This window comes from Microbispora sp. KK1-11, assembly GCF_006874435.1.
Lineage (GTDB): Bacteria > Actinomycetota > Actinomycetes > Streptosporangiales > Streptosporangiaceae > Microbispora > Microbispora catharanthi.
Genome location: NZ_VIRJ01000005.1, coordinates 223,174 through 238,120, shown reverse-complemented (window position 1 = coordinate 238,120; position 14,947 = coordinate 223,174). Strand labels below are relative to the sequence as shown.

Below are 14,947 nucleotides of genomic sequence, written 5' to 3'. Positions count from 1 at the left end.
AACATCCGTCGTCCCCGTCGTCTTGGTGCGGTCGAGGACGAGCTCGGCCGTCCCGACACCTGCACCCAAGGGATGTCTCGCTGAGGGAACCTCGATTCAGACAGTCAAGATCGCAGTCGCACCTCGTGGTGGCCGGCGACATCCGTCACTGCAGGTAGCCGTGTCCGCGACCGGCGGGTGTTCGTGTTACTGGTTGTCCTCGAGGAGTTGTTTTGTGCGGGCGAGGAATGCCCGGCGGACCTCTTCTGGGTGCAGTATCTGGAGCGGCCGACCGAGGCTGAGCAGGTAGCGGGCCAGGCCGTCGGCGTCTGGCCCGCCGATGTCGATGATCGTGGCGTCATCGCCGTCCGGGCGGTGGACGCCGACCGTTGGCGGCACCAGCCTGCGGGCCTCATCGGCCGGTACGGCCAGGCGGATGGTCACCCGCACCGGGTAGGGCCTCAGCGCGATGCCCGTGCTGACCATCTGCGCTGGCTCTGGCGGGTCGGGCAGGGCAGTGGCCTGCCCGGTGGCTGTGGCATCGACGATGCGATCGGTACGGAAGGTGCGCCAGTCCTGCCGCGTCAGGTCATAGGCGAGGAGGTACCAGCGGCGGCCTGTGTAGATGAGCCGGTAGGGGTCTACTCGTCGGGTGGACGTCGTTTCGGCCCTGTCGCGGTAAGTCAACTGGGTGCGTTCACCTCGCCGGCACGCGGTGGCCAGATCGAGCAGCAGCGCGGGGGAGATCTGGCTGTCGTCGGGTCGTGCGGTGTGAGTGAACGCCGCGTCCAGCTCGCCGAGCCGGCCTGCGATCCCGGCCGGCAGCACCTGGCGTAGTTTCAGCAGCGCCGACAGGGCTGCCTGGTCGCTGCCGGAGACTCCGCTGAAGGCGGCGGTGCGCAGCCCGACAGCGACCGCGAGGGCCTCCTCCTCGTCAAGAATCAGTGGCGGAATGCTGGTTCCGGGCCCGAGGTGGTAGCCGCCCCATGGGCCCATCTCCGATTCGACGCCGTAGCCGAGTTCACGTAGCCGGGCGATGTCCCGGCGAACCGTCCGTTCCGTGATCTCCAGCTGGGCGGAAAGATCAGCGCACGTCCAGGACTGCCGCGTTGACAGCAAAGACAGCAGCCGCAGCAGCCGCGCCGAGGTGTTGACCACGGCTAACAGTCTCCTCGATAACCAGGACCGTTTTTGACCGGGTCATACCGTAACGTCGCCGGCATGACCGAGAACTCCTCGGCCGAAAAGTCCATTACGACGACGACCATACCTTTGATGATCATCAGGGGCGCATGACGATGAGCAACGAACTACCGGAACTGACCGTTACCGATGTCCGAGCCTGGCGGGAGTGGCTCAGCAGGCACCACGACAGCTCGGCAGGGGTGTGGCTGGTCCTCGCCAAGCAGAACACGACCCGGCCCACCAGCCTGACCTATGACCAGGCGCTCGATGAAGCCCTGTGCCACGGCTGGATCGATGGTCGGCTACGACGGCGGGACGAGATCACCTTCTGCCGGCGCTTCACCCCTCGCGGAAGGCGAAGTCCCTGGTCAGCGCGGAACGTTTCCATCGTCACCCGTCTGATCAGCGAGGGCCGGATGCATCCGGCCGGAATGGCCGAGGTCGAACGCGCCAAGGCCGACGGCCGCTGGGACACGGCCTACGCGGGACAAGCCGGCATCGAGGTACCAGCCGACCTGGCCGCCGCATTGGCCGCGAACCCCCAGGCACAAGCGATGTTCGACATCCTCACGTCCCAGAACCGCTACGCCATTCTCTATCGGATCGCGAACGCCAAACGCGCCGAGACCCGAGCCCGCCGTATCACCCAGTTCGTCGACATGCTCGCCCGCGGCGAGTCGATCCACCCGCAAAAGCGCGCCCTCGACAGTTGAATCCCCGCCTCGCTCCTCCACGCCCACGCACATGGCGGCTCGGCGTTCGGCCAGACCCGGAACCTCACCCAGCCCCAAGAACCCGTCATGGGCGCAGGCTCGGCGCAACAAGGGGTCGTGCAGCGGATCAGCGAGCAGGGCTTCGGGGAGTACCTGTCGCTCGCGCCGCCGGCGCCGGAGGTCCAGGTGGGCGGCCGGTCGGTGCTGCTGATCCCGGCCCGCGCCGCCGGTATCGACCCGGACGTGCTGCCACAGGACTGTCAGCGAGCGCAAACCAAGATGGTGGATCTTCAGTGAAGATCCGACTGGACCTCGGTCAGTCGATGCCTTCGACGATGCGGAAGTCGCGCTCGACGCCGTCGGAGAGGGCGACCAGCGCCTCCTGGTAGGCCGCACTCTCGTACGCCGCGACAGCCTGCTCGAAGCTGTCGAACTCGACCAGGACGGTGCGCTCGGCGAGTCCGGCGTCATGCGCCACGACCCGACCGCCACGGACGAGGGTCTGGCCGCCCCCGGCCTTGACGGCCGGACCGGCCAGCTTGTTGTAAGCAGCCAGCTTCTCAGGGTCTGAAATGGTGCGGTAGACGCTGACCCAGTAGCCCTTGGGCATGGAACCTCCAGTGCTGGGATGAGTGCATCTGACTTACGGGTTGGTCTCGGACGGGCGTCGGCGGGCGAGAGCGAGGCTTGTCAGCGTCGTGATCGCCATGGCGCCGCTGCCGACCAGCGCCGCGGTGGTGTAGGCGCTGTCGTCGGGGAAGAGGTGGCCGGGGCCGGTGCCCGCGGCGAGGATCAGGCCGCCGGTGGCGCTGCCCAGGGAGTACCCGACGCTGCGGACGACGTAGTTGAAGCTCATGGCGCTCGACGTCTCGCTCTTGGGGGTGACGGCCAGGATGACGCCGGGCATCGCGGCCGAGAAGCCGCCGACGCCGAAGCCGAGCACGCCCATCGCCGCGAACAGTTCGGCCAGGTCCGACCGGGCCGCCGCGAACAGGGCGAACCCGCCGCCGACCACGACGGCGCTGCCGGCCAGGAGCAGGGGGTCGGCGATTCGCGTCCGGACCCGCGGCGTGAGCTTGCCGGCGACGAACCCCAGCACCGAGAACGGGATGAGCACCAGCCCGGCGACGAAGGTCGTCAGCCCGAAGCCGTAGCCGGCGCCGTGCGGCGTCTGCGCGTACCGGGTGATGAGCGTGAGCAGGAGGTACATGCCGATCCCGCCGACGAACATGGCGAGGTTCGCCCCGGCGACCGCCGGGTGCCGCACCGCCCGCACGTCGACCAGGGGCGTCGTGCTGCGCAGCTCGATGACGGCCCAGACGCAGAGCAGCACCACCGCGACGACGGCGAGGCCCGCCGCCACGGCGAGGTGCAGGCTCCACAGATTCCGTTCGCCGGCGAGGAACAGCACCAGGAGCAGCGCAGCGGCCAGGACGACCGCGCCTGCCACGTCCACGTGGGCGGAGCGGCCTTCGGGGGCTTCGGGCACGGAGCGCCACGCGGTCAGGAGGGCGGCGGCGGTGACGACCAGGCCGAGGCCGTAGGCGGCCCGTACCCCGCCGAGCTCGGCGAGCAGTGCGGCCAGCGGGTAGCCGACGCCGGCCCCGATGATCGAGACCACCGAGATCAGGGCGATCACGGCCGCGCTGCGCTCCTCGGGGAGGTGGTCTCGGGCCACGCCCATCATCAGCGCCGTCAGCCCGAGCCCGACGCCCTGGGCCGCCCTGCCGGCCAGCAGCCACGCGAACGGCAGCGGCAGCACGGTGAGCGCGCTGCCGACGACGACGACCGCCAGCGTGGCGAGGATCGCGGCCCGCCGGTGCGGGCCGGCTCCGAGCCGGCCCAGGACCGGCGTGGCGACGGCGCCGCTGAGCAGCGCGACGGTCAGCGTCCACTGCGCGCTGCCGAGCGAGACGCGGAACGAGGTCGCCACGCTGGTGATGAGCGGCGTCCCGAGGCTGGCGACCGCCGCCACGACCAAAGCGACGAACACCAGGGCAGGAACCAGCAGCCGCGCCTCGGAACGCGCCACCGGGAATGCCTTCACCGCGCCCCCGCCGACCGGCTGCCCGGTCACTGCTTTGGCCCTTCGCGGTCCTGGCTTTCGAGCTCTGCCAGATGCTTCAGCGCCGGAAGGGCCGCCACCAGCGCCTCGACCTCGTCGCCGGTGAGCTCGTCGATCAACCGCTCGAACGCGTGGACGCCCGCCTGGCGCCGCGTCCGGACATAGGAGGCGCCGGCCTCGGTCAGGCACACCAGCGTGACCCGCTTGTCGGACGCGTCGCCCCGCCGCTCGACCAGGCCGGACTCCTCCATCACGCGGACCAGGGCGGTCATCGCGGGCTGGGTGACGCCCTCGACCGCGGCCAGATCGGTGATGCGCCGCGGGCCGGTCCGGTCCAGGGTGGCCAGGGTGGCGGCGGACGTCAGGCTCATGTCCCGGGGCAGGCGTCTCGCGGCCCTGGTGGCCAGGCCGTAGAGGGCTGCCGCGATGGCGGCGGACGCGCCAGGAGCGGTGTCTTGACGACTCATGCTCGAAGCATAACCTTTTTATATTCATAGTTTATGGAAATGTCGGCCAGCCGGTTCGGCTTCGCCCGCAGCGGCTCCAGCTTGCCCCGCACCTCGACCGGCAGGCCGAGCCCCTCGCCGACGGCCCGGACCGTGACCGGCCCGGCCGCCTCCCGCACGATGGCCACCAGCCGCTGATAGTCCTGCGGCAGCAGTGCTCCCCGCCCAATCCTCTTCCACAGCAACCGTGAAGGGACGAGCCGCCTGCGACGGCGGCGGAACCGGAAAGATCGTGATCATTCTGATCAGCATGCTGCGGCTGCCTGACAGCACGGCGGCCTCACGCCGCTCGGCGCGGGGCTGCTCGTGCTGGTCACCAAGATCACCACGAACGAGGTCCTGCGCGAGGTGGAGTGGCCGACGCTGGTGTTCTTCGCCGGGCTGTTCGAGATGGTCGGCGCGCTCGTCGAGACCGGCGTGATCGCCCAGGTGTCGCGGGCGGCGGTGGAGGCGACTGCCGGGCGGCCAGGAGTGACGGCCATGGTGCTGCTCTGGGCCTCGGCCGGGCTGTCGGCGATCGTGGACAACATCCCCTACGTCGCCACGATGAGCCCGATCGTGGCCGACCTCGCCCAGCACATGCCCGGTGACCACAACGTTTTGAGGTGGGCCCTCGCGCTGGGCGCCGACCTCGGCGGCAACGCCACCGCCGTCGGGTGCCTCCGCCAACGTCGTCATCCTCGGCACCGCCGAGCGCAACGGCGCGCGCATCAGCTTCTGGGAGTTCACCAAGTACGGCCTGGTGGTCACCGTCGTCACCGTGGCCCCGGCCACGCCGTATCTCTGGTTGCGCTACCTGCTCCGAGCCCGGCTCGATGGAGCCGAAGTACGTAAACATCATGGGGCATCAGCAGGGGGAGGGGCCCGGGGGCCTGGGCGCCGGAGCACGCCCCCGAGCACCTCATCGCTTGGGCGATCGCCCGACAGCTCCGGCAATTTTGCCTATATGCGCATTTCGGCCTGATCGCGGAAATCGCACCCCCGGTCCGCTCATCGGACCAGGGAATTGCGGTCGCGCATATGAGTAGGGGGATACTTAGGCGAGCTGACCGCGATTCTTCGCAACGTTTGTTCGAGAAGCCCGTCATTGGGGAAGCCCGTCCCCGTTCCTTTCGGACAACCCGGCGCGTCCCGTCCGGGCGACCCCGACCCGTTCCCTTCGGACAACCCCGACTCGTTCCGGAGACGATGATGCCGGTACGCCTGATCGCGGCTCTCGCCGTGGCCGCCGCCGCGTTCTGGGCCACGCCGGCGCAGGCCACGAGCTGCCCACCCCCGCCCAACGTGACCGGTCAGACGTACGAGCAGGCGTACGAGACGCTCCACGACCATTTCGGCTATGGGGTCGTGACCGTGCCCGATCCCGTTCCTCCCGGGACGAGTTTCGTGAGCAGCGCGGAGACGGTGTCGTGCATCGAATTCAAAATCAGTGGGGTCCGAATTTACCTGGAAGGGCAGGTGCCCGACCTGACCGGGATGACGCTGACCGCGGCCACCGCCGAAGCGGAGAAGGCCGGGTTCGGCGTGACCACCCGGCAGCCGGAGGCCACCGGCGAGTGGAAGGTCGCCCAGCAGACTCCCGCGCCCGGCGGGCGGCTCGCCTACGGGCAGGCCGTCAGCCTGCTCCTCGACGGCTCGACCGAGGTGCCGTACCTCATCGGCCGTACGGTCGAGGAGGCGCGGCAGATGGCGGCGGACCGGGGGCTGACGCTCAGAGGAGCAGACGACGCGCACGACGACCAGATCGTCGAGGACCAGAACCCTCCCGGCGGAGCCGAGCTGACCATCGGCGATGCCATCGACGTCGTCCTGAGCGAAGTGTCCCCCGTGAGCCCGTCCGTGAGCCCACCGGTAAGCCCACCTGTGAGTCCACCGGCGAGCCCGGACGACAGTCCCTCACTGAGTCCATCGGAGTCGCCGCGGTCGGAGGAGTCGCCCGAGGCGAGCCCTGAGGCGGTGCCGACGGTGGCGCTCTCCGGCGAGGAGACGGGCTCTGACTTCGGTGTGCCGCCGGGGCTCGCCGTCGTCGTGGTCGCCGCCGCGCTCCTCGGCCTCGCCGGATGGAAGGCCTGGGGCGGCCGGCGCGCGCCTGACCGGGACCACGACCGCCGCCGGGAGGTGCGTCTCGTCTCCCGCGCCGACCCGTCCCCGAACGTGTGGATCCACGAGAGCCGCGACTCCCGCCCAGCCGTACGTCTTCACGCTGTCGCGGACCCGGGCCGGCAGGAGATCCGGGAAGGCCTGTCATGAACCTGACCATCAACCCGAATCCGGGCACGGCCGCCCTCGCGCTCTATGACAGCGCGCGCGGCGCGGTGGCGGCGGCGGCAAGCGTCGTCCGCGATCCCCAGGTGATGAGCACGATCTGCCGCGACGCCCCGGTCCTCGCCGGGCAACTCGTCGCGCAGTTGCCCGAGGCCGGCGCCGGCCTGCTCCACGGGATCACTCTCGGGACGGTCCTGGCGGCCGGGTGGCAGAAGTCCCGCGAACTGCGGGCCGCCGCGGTGCGCAGTCACGATGACGGCCGCCGTGGGAAGACCTCGCAGGTCCGTCTGGCCGAGCACTCGATCACCTCGGAGCACCGCCCGTACGTCGAGGTCTACGCCGACGAGCGCAAAGTGCTCACGATCACGATCTCCGTCGACCTGACGTTCACGATCGGGTTGCTGCACGCGGGAATCCGTGACGGGCGGCTGGTGACTCTCCATCCCGGCGGGGACTGCGAGGTCGCGGTGAGCTGGGGAATGGAGGGATTCAAGATCGGCGAGAGGAAGATGCCGATCCGCATCCCAGCCGTCGCCGTTCCCCTCGGCGCCGGAATCCTGCTGGCCCGGCGACCCTTCTGACCGCGTCTCCGACCGGTTCAGCCCAGCGTGGCGCGGACAACGGCGCCGGCTCGACACCAGGTGATCGCCGGCTCGTCCAGCTCGTATTCGGTCAGGGAGAGCTCGTTGCGGCGCTGGCGTTCATGCAGCCCGGCGACACCCTCGTCGTCCCCTGTGGACCGGCTGTCACGCCTCCACCAGAATTTGATCACGATGGTGGCCGACCTGCGTCGGGGCGAGGTCGGCTTCACCTCACTGCACAAGAGCCTCGACACCACCCCGGTGGGCCGCCTGGTCTTCCACGTCTTCGCCGCCCTGGCTGAGTTCATCCGCGAACTCATCATCTCCGGCACCCGTGCGGGCCTGGCCGCCGCCCGCGCACGCGGCGGTGTCGGCGGCGAGGCGACCGACGGCCGGCGCCGGCACCTGCGTGTCGCCCGTTAATCCCCTTCGTCGCTTCCGCAGAGGACCCACGCCCGTGACAGAGGTGCAGCCTCTCACATGCAGGATGACTACTGTAAGTAACATATCCCGTTACAGTAAGTAATCAGCGGTGGTAGATATGGGCTTACTGGATCTTCACGAGCTCAGGAGGCTCGATGGCACTCACGCTGACCGGTCGGACGCTGGCGGTGGCCGCCTGTCTGCTCACCAGCTCGCTCACCCTCGCGCCAGCCACCGCGGCCAGCGCCGACGGGGAAAACCGGCTCCAGGTGAACTCGGTCGGCGTCGATGAGGGTTAGCACCCGCTCTCCAGGCACGACGCCGCCCCCAGCCGCCTCGCACCGCCAGGGACGGCGTCGCTCTGGCCGCCCGAGCCGTACCGAGAACTGACCCCCGGGTCAAGCAGCCGCATCCCCACCGCAACCACATGGAGGAATCCAATGCTCGCCCCCCTACGCCAGGCTCTCGCCGCCGGTGTCGTTTCCCTGTCCGCCGCAGCGACCGCGATGGCCGCCGCGCCACCTGCGACGGCCCGAACGGGGCTGCCGCCCATCGGCGCGGAGATCCCCTCTTCGATGCTCGCGCTCAACAGCAAGCTGGAGTTTCACGGCACTACGTTCTCCCTCGACTTCAGAGGCGGCATCAAGCAGCGCGTTGAGCCCAACCCCGACGACCCGGTCAACAGTGTGCGGCTGCGCACCGTCGGTTTCCGGGTCTCCGGCGAAGCCGACTCCGACACCTCAGTCGTCTTCGAGCAGTGCGACATCGATACCGAAGCGGCCAGCACCTTGCGGCTCACGCAGAAATTCCCGCCACGGCTTGAGGAACGAGACGTTCTGCCCTTCTGCGCCACCTTCACGCGGCCAGACAGCGAGCCGCTCACGCTGACCACCAAGGAGCCCATGATCCTCACCGCGACACTCACCCAGTACCCGGCCCGCGGCGACCTGTACCAGTTGGCCAAGCCGGTCAACCTGGTTGAGGCGGACAGCCCCGACACCGTCGTGGCACGACTGACCGCCTTCCCCTCCAAACGCGGCGGACTCTAACCCCCACACCCGCGGGGCCGGCCCGGCCCGCCACCGAGCCGACCCCGCCCACCTGGCCTGGGCCGTCATTTGCGCCCGGCGCCGGGCAGAACGGGGAGCCTGAGAGAGTCGAGCGAGGCACCGGAACCCTCAGATTCGCTCGGACCTGGACGAGTGCCCCCGCCCGGCCTCCACCAGCCCGCCCGGCCTCCACCAGCCTGCGCGGGCGGACCAGTACACCAGCGGCAGGGCTGGGCGCGCCGCTGACGAGCGTGGCCTCCGGCGTATGGACCGGTGATCAGTCGTGCGAAGCCGCTTGGCGGCGCGGGTGGCCTCAGCTCGCCGTTCAGCGAGCGAAGTGCGCAGCACCTCCGGATCGGCGTGCCGGGTCATGTGGGCGAGCGCTCCCGTGTCGCCCGCGCTGGCCGTACGGGCGGCCTCCATGGCGGCGGCCAGGTCGTCGGCGGTTGTCGGCTCCTCCTTGCCGATCATGCGGATGCCACGGTCAGCTTCGCGTCGCTCGCGCTCGTCGGCGAGTTCATCTGTGACACGTGCGGCGATCTCCTGGGCGGCGAAACGGAGCCGCTCGACGCTCAGGGAAGCGGCCGGGGGACCACCCGCGTTCGATAGCTTGCGAGAATTACCCATCTCCCAAGTGATACGAGCAGCTTTGTCGCGCAACGGATGTCCTTTTCTGTTTTCTATTTCCAGAAATTCAGAAATTCGCTACGCTGGGCCGCTGTGACGACCTCCGTGACCATCACCGCGTGCAAGCACTGCGGCGCACCCATCGAGCAACCGGCCCGGCGGGGCAGGCCGCGGGAGTACTGCCCGGACGGCGACTGCCAGGCGGCGGCCAAGAGGGAGCGGGAGCTCCGCCGCGCCACGCCGGGCCTGGAGGGCGCACTGGCGCGCGTGGAGGACCTGTACGAACGCATGGAGAAAGGCCTGGCGGCGGCGATCGAGCCGCTGGCGCAGGTGCTCGCCCAGGAGCTGAGCCCGGCGGGGGTCGAGGCGAAGCTGAGCGCGATCCAGGCCGAGGCGCACACCAGCGTCGCCATCGCCCGCGCCGAGCGCGAGCAGGCGCTCGAGCAGGTACGGCTGGCCCGCGAGGCCGCCGAGGAGGCCCGGCGGGAGGCGGAGGAGGCCCGCCGCCGGATGGAGGAGGCCTACGGCGAGCGGGACACCGCCTTCGCCGACGCGGAAACCGCGCGCGAGCAGGCCCTGGCCGCGCTGCGGGAGGCGGCGAGCACGGAACGCCGGGCCAGGCAGCAGGCCGACCAGGCCGTACGCCGGGCCGAGATCGCCGAGGCCGCCCGCGAGCAGGCCGTACGCGAACTGGCCGACCGGGTGGACCAGGCCGCGGCCGAGGTCCGCCTGACCCGGGAGCAGGCCGAGCAGGCCGTTCAGGAACGCGACGACGCGCAGGCCGGCGCGCGGGCGGCGCGGGCGGAGGCGGAGCTGGCCCGCCGCGCGCATCGCGAGGCCGAGCAGTCAAGTGCCGCCGCCCTGGCCCGCGCCCAGGCGGCCGAGGCCGAACGCGACCGCGCGGTCGCGCGGGCGGAGGCCGAACGCGACCGGGCCGTGGCACAGGCCCACGACGAGCGTGACCGGGTGCTGGCCAGGGCCGAGGCGGCGGAGGCGGCCCGTGAGCAGGCCGTCGCGGAGGCCGCCAGGCTGCGCGCGGAGGCGGCGCAGGCCGAGGCGCGCGCCGGCGCGGCTGACGCGGAGGCCGCCCGGGCGGGGCAGGACGCCCGGAGCGCCACGGCGGAGCGGGAGCGGATCCAGGCGGAGCTGTCGCTGGAACGGGCCCGGCTGGCCGACCTGCGCGCGCAGCTCGACGTGGCCCGGGCCGAGGCGGCCCAGCTGCGCGAACGCGCGGTCGCCGCCGAGCTGCGGCTGCGCCAGGAGGCTTCCGAGCCCCCGCCAGGGCCGTGACGACGCTCCGTCGACTCCTCCGGCCCCTTGCCTTCCGCTAGGCCGGCGCCTTGACGGCCGAGCCCGCCGCAGCCGGCTTCCGCGTGACGCGGCGGCGCCGGGTCGGCAGCCCGAGCGTCGGGTTAGCGACGGCCCAGGCGGCGCCCTTGCAGATCAACTCCTTGTAGACGGCGGCCAGCCGGCCGGTCAGGACCGCCCGCACGGCGCGGTCGTCGGCGGTGACGTACTGGATCAGGCCCTCGTTGCGGCCGAGTGAGATGCACTGGTTGAAGTAGCGGATCGGCACGTTGGGGAGCTTCCCGCCGGTCAGGCGCGCCGCGATCGCGTCGGCTGCCTGCCACGCGGCGGGGGTTCCCGAGGCGCACGACATGCGCAGCGGCTTGTTTCCCGGGCCCAACGCCATGGCCGCGTCGCCGATGGCGTACACGTCGGGGTGCGAGACCGAGCGCATGGTTCCGTCGACCACGATCTGGCCGGTGCCGGTGACCTCCAGGGCGGTCGCCTTGGCGATCGGGTGGACCGCGAAGCCGGTGGTCCACACGGTGACCGCGGCGGGGATGGCCGTGCCGTCGGCGGTGAGCATGCGGCCGGCTTCGACGCCGGTGACGGTGGTGTGCTCGTGCACGGTGATCCCGACCGTGCCGAAGACCTTCCGCAGGTGCTCACGGCCCTTGGGCGACAGCCAGTCGCCGAGGTCGCCGCCTGCGGCGAGGGCGACGTCGAGGTCCGGGCGGGACTCGGCGATCTCGGACGCTGCCTCGATGCCGGTGAGGCCGCCGCCGACGACGACCACGGTCTGCCCGGCGTCGAGGCGGGCCAGCCGCTCGCGCAGCCGCAGTGCTCCGGGCCGACTGGCGATCTCGTAGGCGTGCTCGGCGGCCCCGGGGACGTCCTGCCCGTTCCAGCCGCTGCCGAGGGCGTAGACGAGCGTGTCATAGACGAGTTCTACGGATCCGGATCCGGCGCCGTTCGCGTCTGCGACGGTGACGGTCTTGCGGTCGACGTCGACCCCGGTGACCTTCGCGAGCCTCAGGTCGACGCCGGTGCCCGCGAACATCTCGCTGAACGGCCGGGGCCTGAGGTCCTGGCCGGTCGCCAGCTGGTGCATGCGGACGCGTTCGACGAAGTCGGGCTCGGCGTTGACGAGAGTGATGGCGACGTCCTCGCGGCGGAGCCGCTTGGCCAGGCGCCCGGCGGCGATGGCTCCGGTGTATCCGCCTCCGAGGACGATGATGCGGTGCTGCATGCCCTTGCTCCTGTCTTGCGCGATTTGCCACCTGAACCGGGCAGCGCGCCGTTTCCTGACAGGAACGCGGTGTGAAGCACCTCACACAGCGATCAGAGGGCCTCGAACAGCGGCTCCCCGTGATCCGTGGCCGCCCAGAGCGCGGTCGCGCGTTCGAGCTTGTCGGGATTGACCTGGCTGCGGACCGCGGCGATGCCCCCGGCGGTGAGCTCCAGGCACATGACACCGACGACCCGGCCGTCCACGACGGCCACGACGGCGGGGTCGCCGTTGGCGGTCCAGATGTAGACCTCGGGCGTGCCGCCGACCATGGCGCGCTTGACCTCGGCCGGTTTGAACAGGCCCCGCAGGAACTTCGCGACCGCGACGGCGCCCTCGAACGCCTTGGCGCGGGCCGGGATCTTCCCGCCGCCGTCGCCGATCGCGATGGCGTCCTCGGTGAGCAGGCGCACGAGCGGCTCGATCCGGCCGGTGGTGGCGGCCGCCAGGAACTCCTCGACGATGCGCCGGGTGGCGGCCTCGTCGGTCGCGGTGCGGGCCTTGCCGTCGGCGACGTGCTTCTTGGCGCGGTGGAAGATCTGCTGGCTGGCGGCCTCGGTGATGTCGAGGATCTCGGCGATCTCCCGGTGCGAATAGTCGAAGGCCTCCCGCAGCACGTACACCGCCCGCTCATTGGGGGACAGGCGCTCCATGAGGGTGAGGACCGCGTACGAGACCGACTCGCGCTGCTCGGCGGTGTCGGCCGGGCCGAGCATCGGGTCCCCGGCGAGCAGCGGCTCGGGAAGCCACTGGCCCACATAGGTCTCGCGGCGCGCCCGTGCGGAGGTGAGCTGGTTGAGGCACAGGTTGGTGAGGACCTTCGTCAGCCAGGCCTCGGGGACCTCGATGCGGTCGACGTCGGTGGCCTGCCAGCGCAGGAACGTCTCCTGCACGGCGTCCTCGGCCTCACCGGCGGAGCCGAGGAGGCGATAGGCGATGGCCTCCAGGCGCGGCCTGGAGGCCTCGAACAGGTCGACGTCGTCCGCGGTCAAAGGCATGACCCGATCCTAGATCGGGGGGCGTGAACCGCAGGCGTCGCATCGCGTCCCGCGGTTGTTCGCCGTACGCATCGCGAGCAGGCCGGTCAGTGGGTCGCGGTCGTGTCGGCGCCGCCGGCGAAGTGCCGCAGAACCACGTCGACCAGTGCGGCGACGTCGGCGTCGGTCATCGGCGAGCCGGTCATGCCCATCCGGTGGAGCAGGGTTCCGACGACGACGTCGATGAAGAACAGGACCCGGTGCTCCGGCTCGCCGAGCGTGTCCTGCAGCTGGAGCCGGTACGGGTCCTGGAAGCGTGCGGACAAGATCTCGCGCAGGGGCGGATCGCTGACGGCGTCGCTGAACACGCCGGCGAACGCGTCGCCGATGCCGGGCTCGCCGATCTTCGCCGCGATCCAGCGGATGGTCGAGGCCATCAGCTCCGCCTGGCCGGCGGTGGCCGATCACGGCCGCTGTTACGCCGAACGACTGCGAGCGGCGGGGACACCCACGCGGCTCACCGAGTATCCCGGAGCGACGCACGCGTTCCTCAGCATGCCGAGCCTGGTGCCGCAGGCGAGGGCCGCGCGAGCGGAGATCGCCGAGTTCCTCCGGGAGGCCCTCGCCAGATGACGGGACTCCCTCCGCAGGGACGGCGTTTTCAGGAGCATCGCTCGGTCGCGAGGGGAAGACGCAGGACGAAGCGGGCTCCGCCGTGGTGTTCGGCGGCGTACAGCCGGCCGCCGTGCTCCTGAGCGATCTCCCGGGCGATGGACAGGCCGAGCCCGGACCCGCTGGGATCCCGTACGCGGGCCTCCTCCCGGCGGTAGCCGCGCTCGAAGACGCGTTCGCGGTCTTCCGGCGGGATGCCGGGGCCGTCGTCGAGGACCTCGAGGACGGCGTCGGGGGGGTCGGCGGCGACCACGACCTCGATCTTGGTGTGGGCGTGCCGCTCGGCGTTGGCCAGCAGATTGCCCAGCAGGCGGGCCAGGCGGATCACCGAGGCGCGTACGCACACGTGCGGGTCGAGGCGGGTGAGGACGGCGGTGCGCGGGCTGCGGCGATCAAGTTCCTCGGCGACGAACTCGGCGATGTCGATCAGGTGCTCGCCCTCGTGCGTCTCGCTGTCCATGCGGGCGAGGTCGAGCAGGTCGGCCACGATGTCGTTGAGCCGTTCCGCGTCGCGGAGCAGCTTGCGCAGGATCCGCTGCAGGTCGATGCCGGGTTCGGACAGCGCGACCTCCAGCTCGGTGAGCAGGCCCGTGATGGGGTTGCGCAGGTCGTGGGAGGCGTCGTGGACCAGCCGCCGCTGCCGTTCGATGGCCTCGCTCAGGGCGGAGGTCGTCTCGCGCTGCTCCCGGTGCGCCCGCCTGAGCTGGTCGTTGAGGGTCTGCAGTTGCAGGGCCAGGGAATCCTGCTCGCAGACCGCACCGGAGCCCCGCAGTGCGCGGACGAAGTCGGTGACCTCCTCGCTGGTGAGGAGGATCCATCGCACCTCGCCGTGCGAGCCGAGCACGGGCGTGTTGACCGTGCTCCAGTACCGCTCCTCGAACACGCCGGGCCGGCCCGCCACCTCGACGTCGTACCTCTGGAGAGGCATGAAGTCGCGGCGGTGGGTGGCCACCACCTGCTCCAGGGACGTTCGCAGCATACGCGCCCCCTGGTGCTCGGAGTCCTCCGGCGCGGCGGGGTTGGGCGGGAAGACCTCGAAGAGGTCGTGGCCCAGCAGGTCCTCTTGCCGGCGCCCGCTCACCTTCAGCAACGCGTCGTTCACGGCGATCATGACGAAGTCGGGCGTCAGCACCGCCGACAGGGCCTGGCCGGCCCTGAACACCGCCTCATAGTCGATCTCTGACCTCATGACCACGGGGCCTTCCCGCACCTCGTCCTCCGGCACAGGCAGTCGGCATATACGGCCGCCCGTCCCACGGCCGTCCTGTGTCCCCTTCCCGCGAGGCGGCGGGTCACCGGGGCACGGCGACGAAGGAGCGACGGAAAAGGA

21 protein-coding genes are annotated in these 14,947 nt (G+C 70.9%); 10 read left to right on the top strand and 11 right to left on the bottom strand.

The window, feature by feature from the left end; all coding sequences use genetic code 11:
* Positions 1 to 186: 186 nt before the first annotated feature.
* Positions 187 to 1,137, bottom strand: a complete 951-nt coding sequence (locus tag FLW16_RS10410; protein ID WP_142559771.1) for a YafY family protein — start codon at positions 1,135 to 1,137, stop codon at positions 187 to 189.
* Between the two features lie 134 nt (positions 1,138 to 1,271).
* Between FLW16_RS10410 and FLW16_RS10405 the strand changes: the two genes are divergently transcribed.
* On the top strand, positions 1,272 to 1,877 hold the full coding sequence (locus tag FLW16_RS10405) for a YdeI family protein (protein WP_221890989.1): 606 nt from the start codon (positions 1,272 to 1,274) through the stop codon (positions 1,875 to 1,877).
* Between the two features lie 87 nt (positions 1,878 to 1,964).
* The gene (locus FLW16_RS10400) at positions 1,965 to 2,174 is read left to right on the top strand and encodes a hypothetical protein (RefSeq protein WP_142559770.1); all 210 of its coding nucleotides are present in this window, start codon (positions 1,965 to 1,967) and stop codon (positions 2,172 to 2,174) included.
* A gap of 19 nt (positions 2,175 to 2,193) precedes the next feature.
* Here FLW16_RS10400 and FLW16_RS10395 read toward each other — a convergent pair whose 3' ends face one another.
* From FLW16_RS10395 to FLW16_RS10380, 4 genes are read right to left on the bottom strand one after another with little or no spacing between them, the layout of a single operon-like run.
* Positions 2,194 to 2,487, bottom strand: a complete 294-nt coding sequence (locus tag FLW16_RS10395; RefSeq protein ID WP_142559769.1) for a DUF1330 domain-containing protein — start codon at positions 2,485 to 2,487, stop codon at positions 2,194 to 2,196.
* Between the two features lie 33 nt (positions 2,488 to 2,520).
* On the bottom strand, positions 2,521 to 3,954 hold the full coding sequence (locus FLW16_RS10390) for an MFS transporter (RefSeq protein WP_142559768.1): 1,434 nt from the start codon (positions 3,952 to 3,954) through the stop codon (positions 2,521 to 2,523).
* Positions 3,951 to 4,409: a MarR family winged helix-turn-helix transcriptional regulator gene (locus FLW16_RS10385; protein ID WP_260615145.1), complete on the bottom strand. Its 459-nt coding sequence runs from the start codon at positions 4,407 to 4,409 to the stop codon at positions 3,951 to 3,953. Before FLW16_RS10385 ends, FLW16_RS10390 begins: the two co-directional genes overlap by 4 nt.
* Positions 4,406 to 4,576, bottom strand: coding sequence for a hypothetical protein (locus tag FLW16_RS10380; RefSeq protein ID WP_221890988.1), 171 nt, complete (start codon positions 4,574 to 4,576; stop codon positions 4,406 to 4,408). Before FLW16_RS10380 ends, FLW16_RS10385 begins: the two co-directional genes overlap by 4 nt.
* 178 nt (positions 4,577 to 4,754) lie before the next feature.
* On the opposite strand from FLW16_RS10380, the gene FLW16_RS10375 reads away from it, so the two are divergent.
* The 3 genes from FLW16_RS10375 (at position 4,755) to FLW16_RS10365 (ending at position 7,294) form a co-directional block, all read left to right on the top strand.
* On the top strand, positions 4,755 to 5,282 hold the full coding sequence (locus tag FLW16_RS10375; RefSeq protein ID WP_260615144.1) for an SLC13 family permease: 528 nt from the start codon (positions 4,755 to 4,757) through the stop codon (positions 5,280 to 5,282).
* 354 nt (positions 5,283 to 5,636) lie between these two features.
* Positions 5,637 to 6,698, top strand: a complete 1,062-nt coding sequence (locus tag FLW16_RS10370; RefSeq protein ID WP_221890987.1) for a PASTA domain-containing protein — start codon at positions 5,637 to 5,639, stop codon at positions 6,696 to 6,698.
* The gene (locus FLW16_RS10365; RefSeq protein ID WP_142559765.1) at positions 6,695 to 7,294 is read left to right on the top strand and encodes a hypothetical protein; all 600 of its coding nucleotides are present in this window, start codon (positions 6,695 to 6,697) and stop codon (positions 7,292 to 7,294) included. Before FLW16_RS10370 ends, FLW16_RS10365 begins: the two co-directional genes overlap by 4 nt.
* Positions 7,295 to 7,311: 17 nt before the next feature.
* Here the strand turns inward: FLW16_RS10365 and FLW16_RS45075 are convergent, their stop codons facing one another.
* The gene (locus FLW16_RS45075) at positions 7,312 to 7,485 is read right to left on the bottom strand and encodes a hypothetical protein (protein ID WP_260615143.1); all 174 of its coding nucleotides are present in this window, start codon (positions 7,483 to 7,485) and stop codon (positions 7,312 to 7,314) included.
* 1 nt (position 7,486) lies between these two features.
* On the opposite strand from FLW16_RS45075, the gene FLW16_RS10360 reads away from it, so the two are divergent.
* The 3 genes from FLW16_RS10360 (at position 7,487) to FLW16_RS10355 (ending at position 8,766) form a co-directional block, all read left to right on the top strand.
* On the top strand, positions 7,487 to 7,717 hold the full coding sequence (locus tag FLW16_RS10360) for a recombinase family protein (protein WP_260615142.1): 231 nt from the start codon (positions 7,487 to 7,489) through the stop codon (positions 7,715 to 7,717).
* 155 nt (positions 7,718 to 7,872) lie between these two features.
* The gene (locus FLW16_RS43545; protein ID WP_185949348.1) at positions 7,873 to 8,016 is read left to right on the top strand and encodes a hypothetical protein; all 144 of its coding nucleotides are present in this window, start codon (positions 7,873 to 7,875) and stop codon (positions 8,014 to 8,016) included.
* 141 nt (positions 8,017 to 8,157) lie between these two features.
* Positions 8,158 to 8,766 carry a hypothetical protein gene (locus FLW16_RS10355; protein ID WP_142559764.1) on the top strand — a complete coding sequence of 203 codons (609 nt, stop codon included), beginning with the start codon at positions 8,158 to 8,160 and terminating at the stop codon, positions 8,764 to 8,766.
* 129 nt (positions 8,767 to 8,895) lie between these two features.
* Here the strand turns inward: FLW16_RS10355 and FLW16_RS10350 are convergent, their stop codons facing one another.
* Positions 8,896 to 9,426, bottom strand: coding sequence for a hypothetical protein (locus FLW16_RS10350; RefSeq protein WP_142559763.1), 531 nt, complete (start codon positions 9,424 to 9,426; stop codon positions 8,896 to 8,898).
* A 60-nt stretch (positions 9,427 to 9,486) separates the two neighbouring features.
* Here FLW16_RS10350 and FLW16_RS10345 point away from each other — a divergent pair, with 60 nt between their 5' ends.
* A complete protein-coding gene (locus FLW16_RS10345; RefSeq protein ID WP_142559762.1) occupies positions 9,487 to 10,683 on the top strand; it encodes a hypothetical protein in 1,197 nt (398 codons plus the stop codon).
* A gap of 37 nt (positions 10,684 to 10,720) precedes the next feature.
* Here FLW16_RS10345 and FLW16_RS10340 read toward each other — a convergent pair whose 3' ends face one another.
* The 3 genes from FLW16_RS10340 to FLW16_RS10330 all read right to left on the bottom strand — a co-directional run bounded on the left by FLW16_RS10340 (position 10,721) and on the right by FLW16_RS10330 (position 13,382).
* Positions 10,721 to 11,929 carry an NAD(P)/FAD-dependent oxidoreductase gene (locus FLW16_RS10340; RefSeq protein WP_142559761.1) on the bottom strand — a complete coding sequence of 403 codons (1,209 nt, stop codon included), beginning with the start codon at positions 11,927 to 11,929 and terminating at the stop codon, positions 10,721 to 10,723.
* 92 nt (positions 11,930 to 12,021) lie between these two features.
* Complete coding sequence (locus FLW16_RS10335) at positions 12,022 to 12,966, bottom strand: RNA polymerase sigma-70 factor (protein ID WP_142559760.1); 945 nt, start codon at positions 12,964 to 12,966, stop codon at positions 12,022 to 12,024.
* Positions 12,967 to 13,052: 86 nt separating this feature from the next.
* Positions 13,053 to 13,382 (bottom strand): TetR-like C-terminal domain-containing protein, encoded by a 330-nt coding sequence (locus tag FLW16_RS10330; RefSeq protein WP_260615141.1) that lies wholly within the window; start codon positions 13,380 to 13,382, stop codon positions 13,053 to 13,055.
* Between FLW16_RS10330 and FLW16_RS10325 the strand changes: the two genes are divergently transcribed.
* A complete protein-coding gene (locus FLW16_RS10325; protein ID WP_260615140.1) occupies positions 13,369 to 13,578 on the top strand; it encodes an alpha/beta hydrolase in 210 nt (69 codons plus the stop codon). The genes FLW16_RS10330 and FLW16_RS10325 overlap by 14 nt on opposite strands.
* 28 nt (positions 13,579 to 13,606) lie before the next feature.
* Here FLW16_RS10325 and FLW16_RS10320 read toward each other — a convergent pair whose 3' ends face one another.
* The gene (locus FLW16_RS10320; protein WP_185949347.1) at positions 13,607 to 14,806 is read right to left on the bottom strand and encodes a PAS domain-containing sensor histidine kinase; all 1,200 of its coding nucleotides are present in this window, start codon (positions 14,804 to 14,806) and stop codon (positions 13,607 to 13,609) included.
* Positions 14,807 to 14,947: the final 141 nt, after the last annotated feature.

Bases quoted from the DNA above. Each gene is read 5' to 3' on its own strand.
- FLW16_RS10355 (WP_142559764.1), top strand. From the start codon at position 8,158: ATGCTCGCCCCCCTACGCCAGGCTCTCGCCGCCGGTGTCGTTTCCCTG.
- FLW16_RS43545 (WP_185949348.1), top strand. From the start codon at position 7,873: ATGGCACTCACGCTGACCGGTCGGACGCTGGCGGTGGCCGCCTGTCTG.
- FLW16_RS10340 (WP_142559761.1), bottom strand. From the start codon at position 11,929: ATGCAGCACCGCATCATCGTCCTCGGAGGCGGATACACCGGAGCCATC.
- FLW16_RS10400 (WP_142559770.1), top strand. From the start codon at position 1,965: ATGGGCGCAGGCTCGGCGCAACAAGGGGTCGTGCAGCGGATCAGCGAG.
- FLW16_RS10405 (WP_221890989.1), top strand. From the start codon at position 1,272: ATGACGATGAGCAACGAACTACCGGAACTGACCGTTACCGATGTCCGA.
- FLW16_RS10370 (WP_221890987.1), top strand. From the start codon at position 5,637: ATGATGCCGGTACGCCTGATCGCGGCTCTCGCCGTGGCCGCCGCCGCG.
- FLW16_RS10385 (WP_260615145.1), bottom strand. From the start codon at position 4,409: ATGAGTCGTCAAGACACCGCTCCTGGCGCGTCCGCCGCCATCGCGGCA.
- FLW16_RS10325 (WP_260615140.1), top strand. From the start codon at position 13,369: ATGGTCGAGGCCATCAGCTCCGCCTGGCCGGCGGTGGCCGATCACGGC.
- FLW16_RS10320 (WP_185949347.1), bottom strand. From the start codon at position 14,806: ATGAGGTCAGAGATCGACTATGAGGCGGTGTTCAGGGCCGGCCAGGCC.
- FLW16_RS10365 (WP_142559765.1), top strand. From the start codon at position 6,695: ATGAACCTGACCATCAACCCGAATCCGGGCACGGCCGCCCTCGCGCTC.
- FLW16_RS10395 (WP_142559769.1), bottom strand. From the start codon at position 2,487: ATGCCCAAGGGCTACTGGGTCAGCGTCTACCGCACCATTTCAGACCCT.
- FLW16_RS10360 (WP_260615142.1), top strand. From the start codon at position 7,487: ATGGTGGCCGACCTGCGTCGGGGCGAGGTCGGCTTCACCTCACTGCAC.
- FLW16_RS10335 (WP_142559760.1), bottom strand. From the start codon at position 12,966: ATGCCTTTGACCGCGGACGACGTCGACCTGTTCGAGGCCTCCAGGCCG.
- FLW16_RS10330 (WP_260615141.1), bottom strand. From the start codon at position 13,382: ATGGCCTCGACCATCCGCTGGATCGCGGCGAAGATCGGCGAGCCCGGC.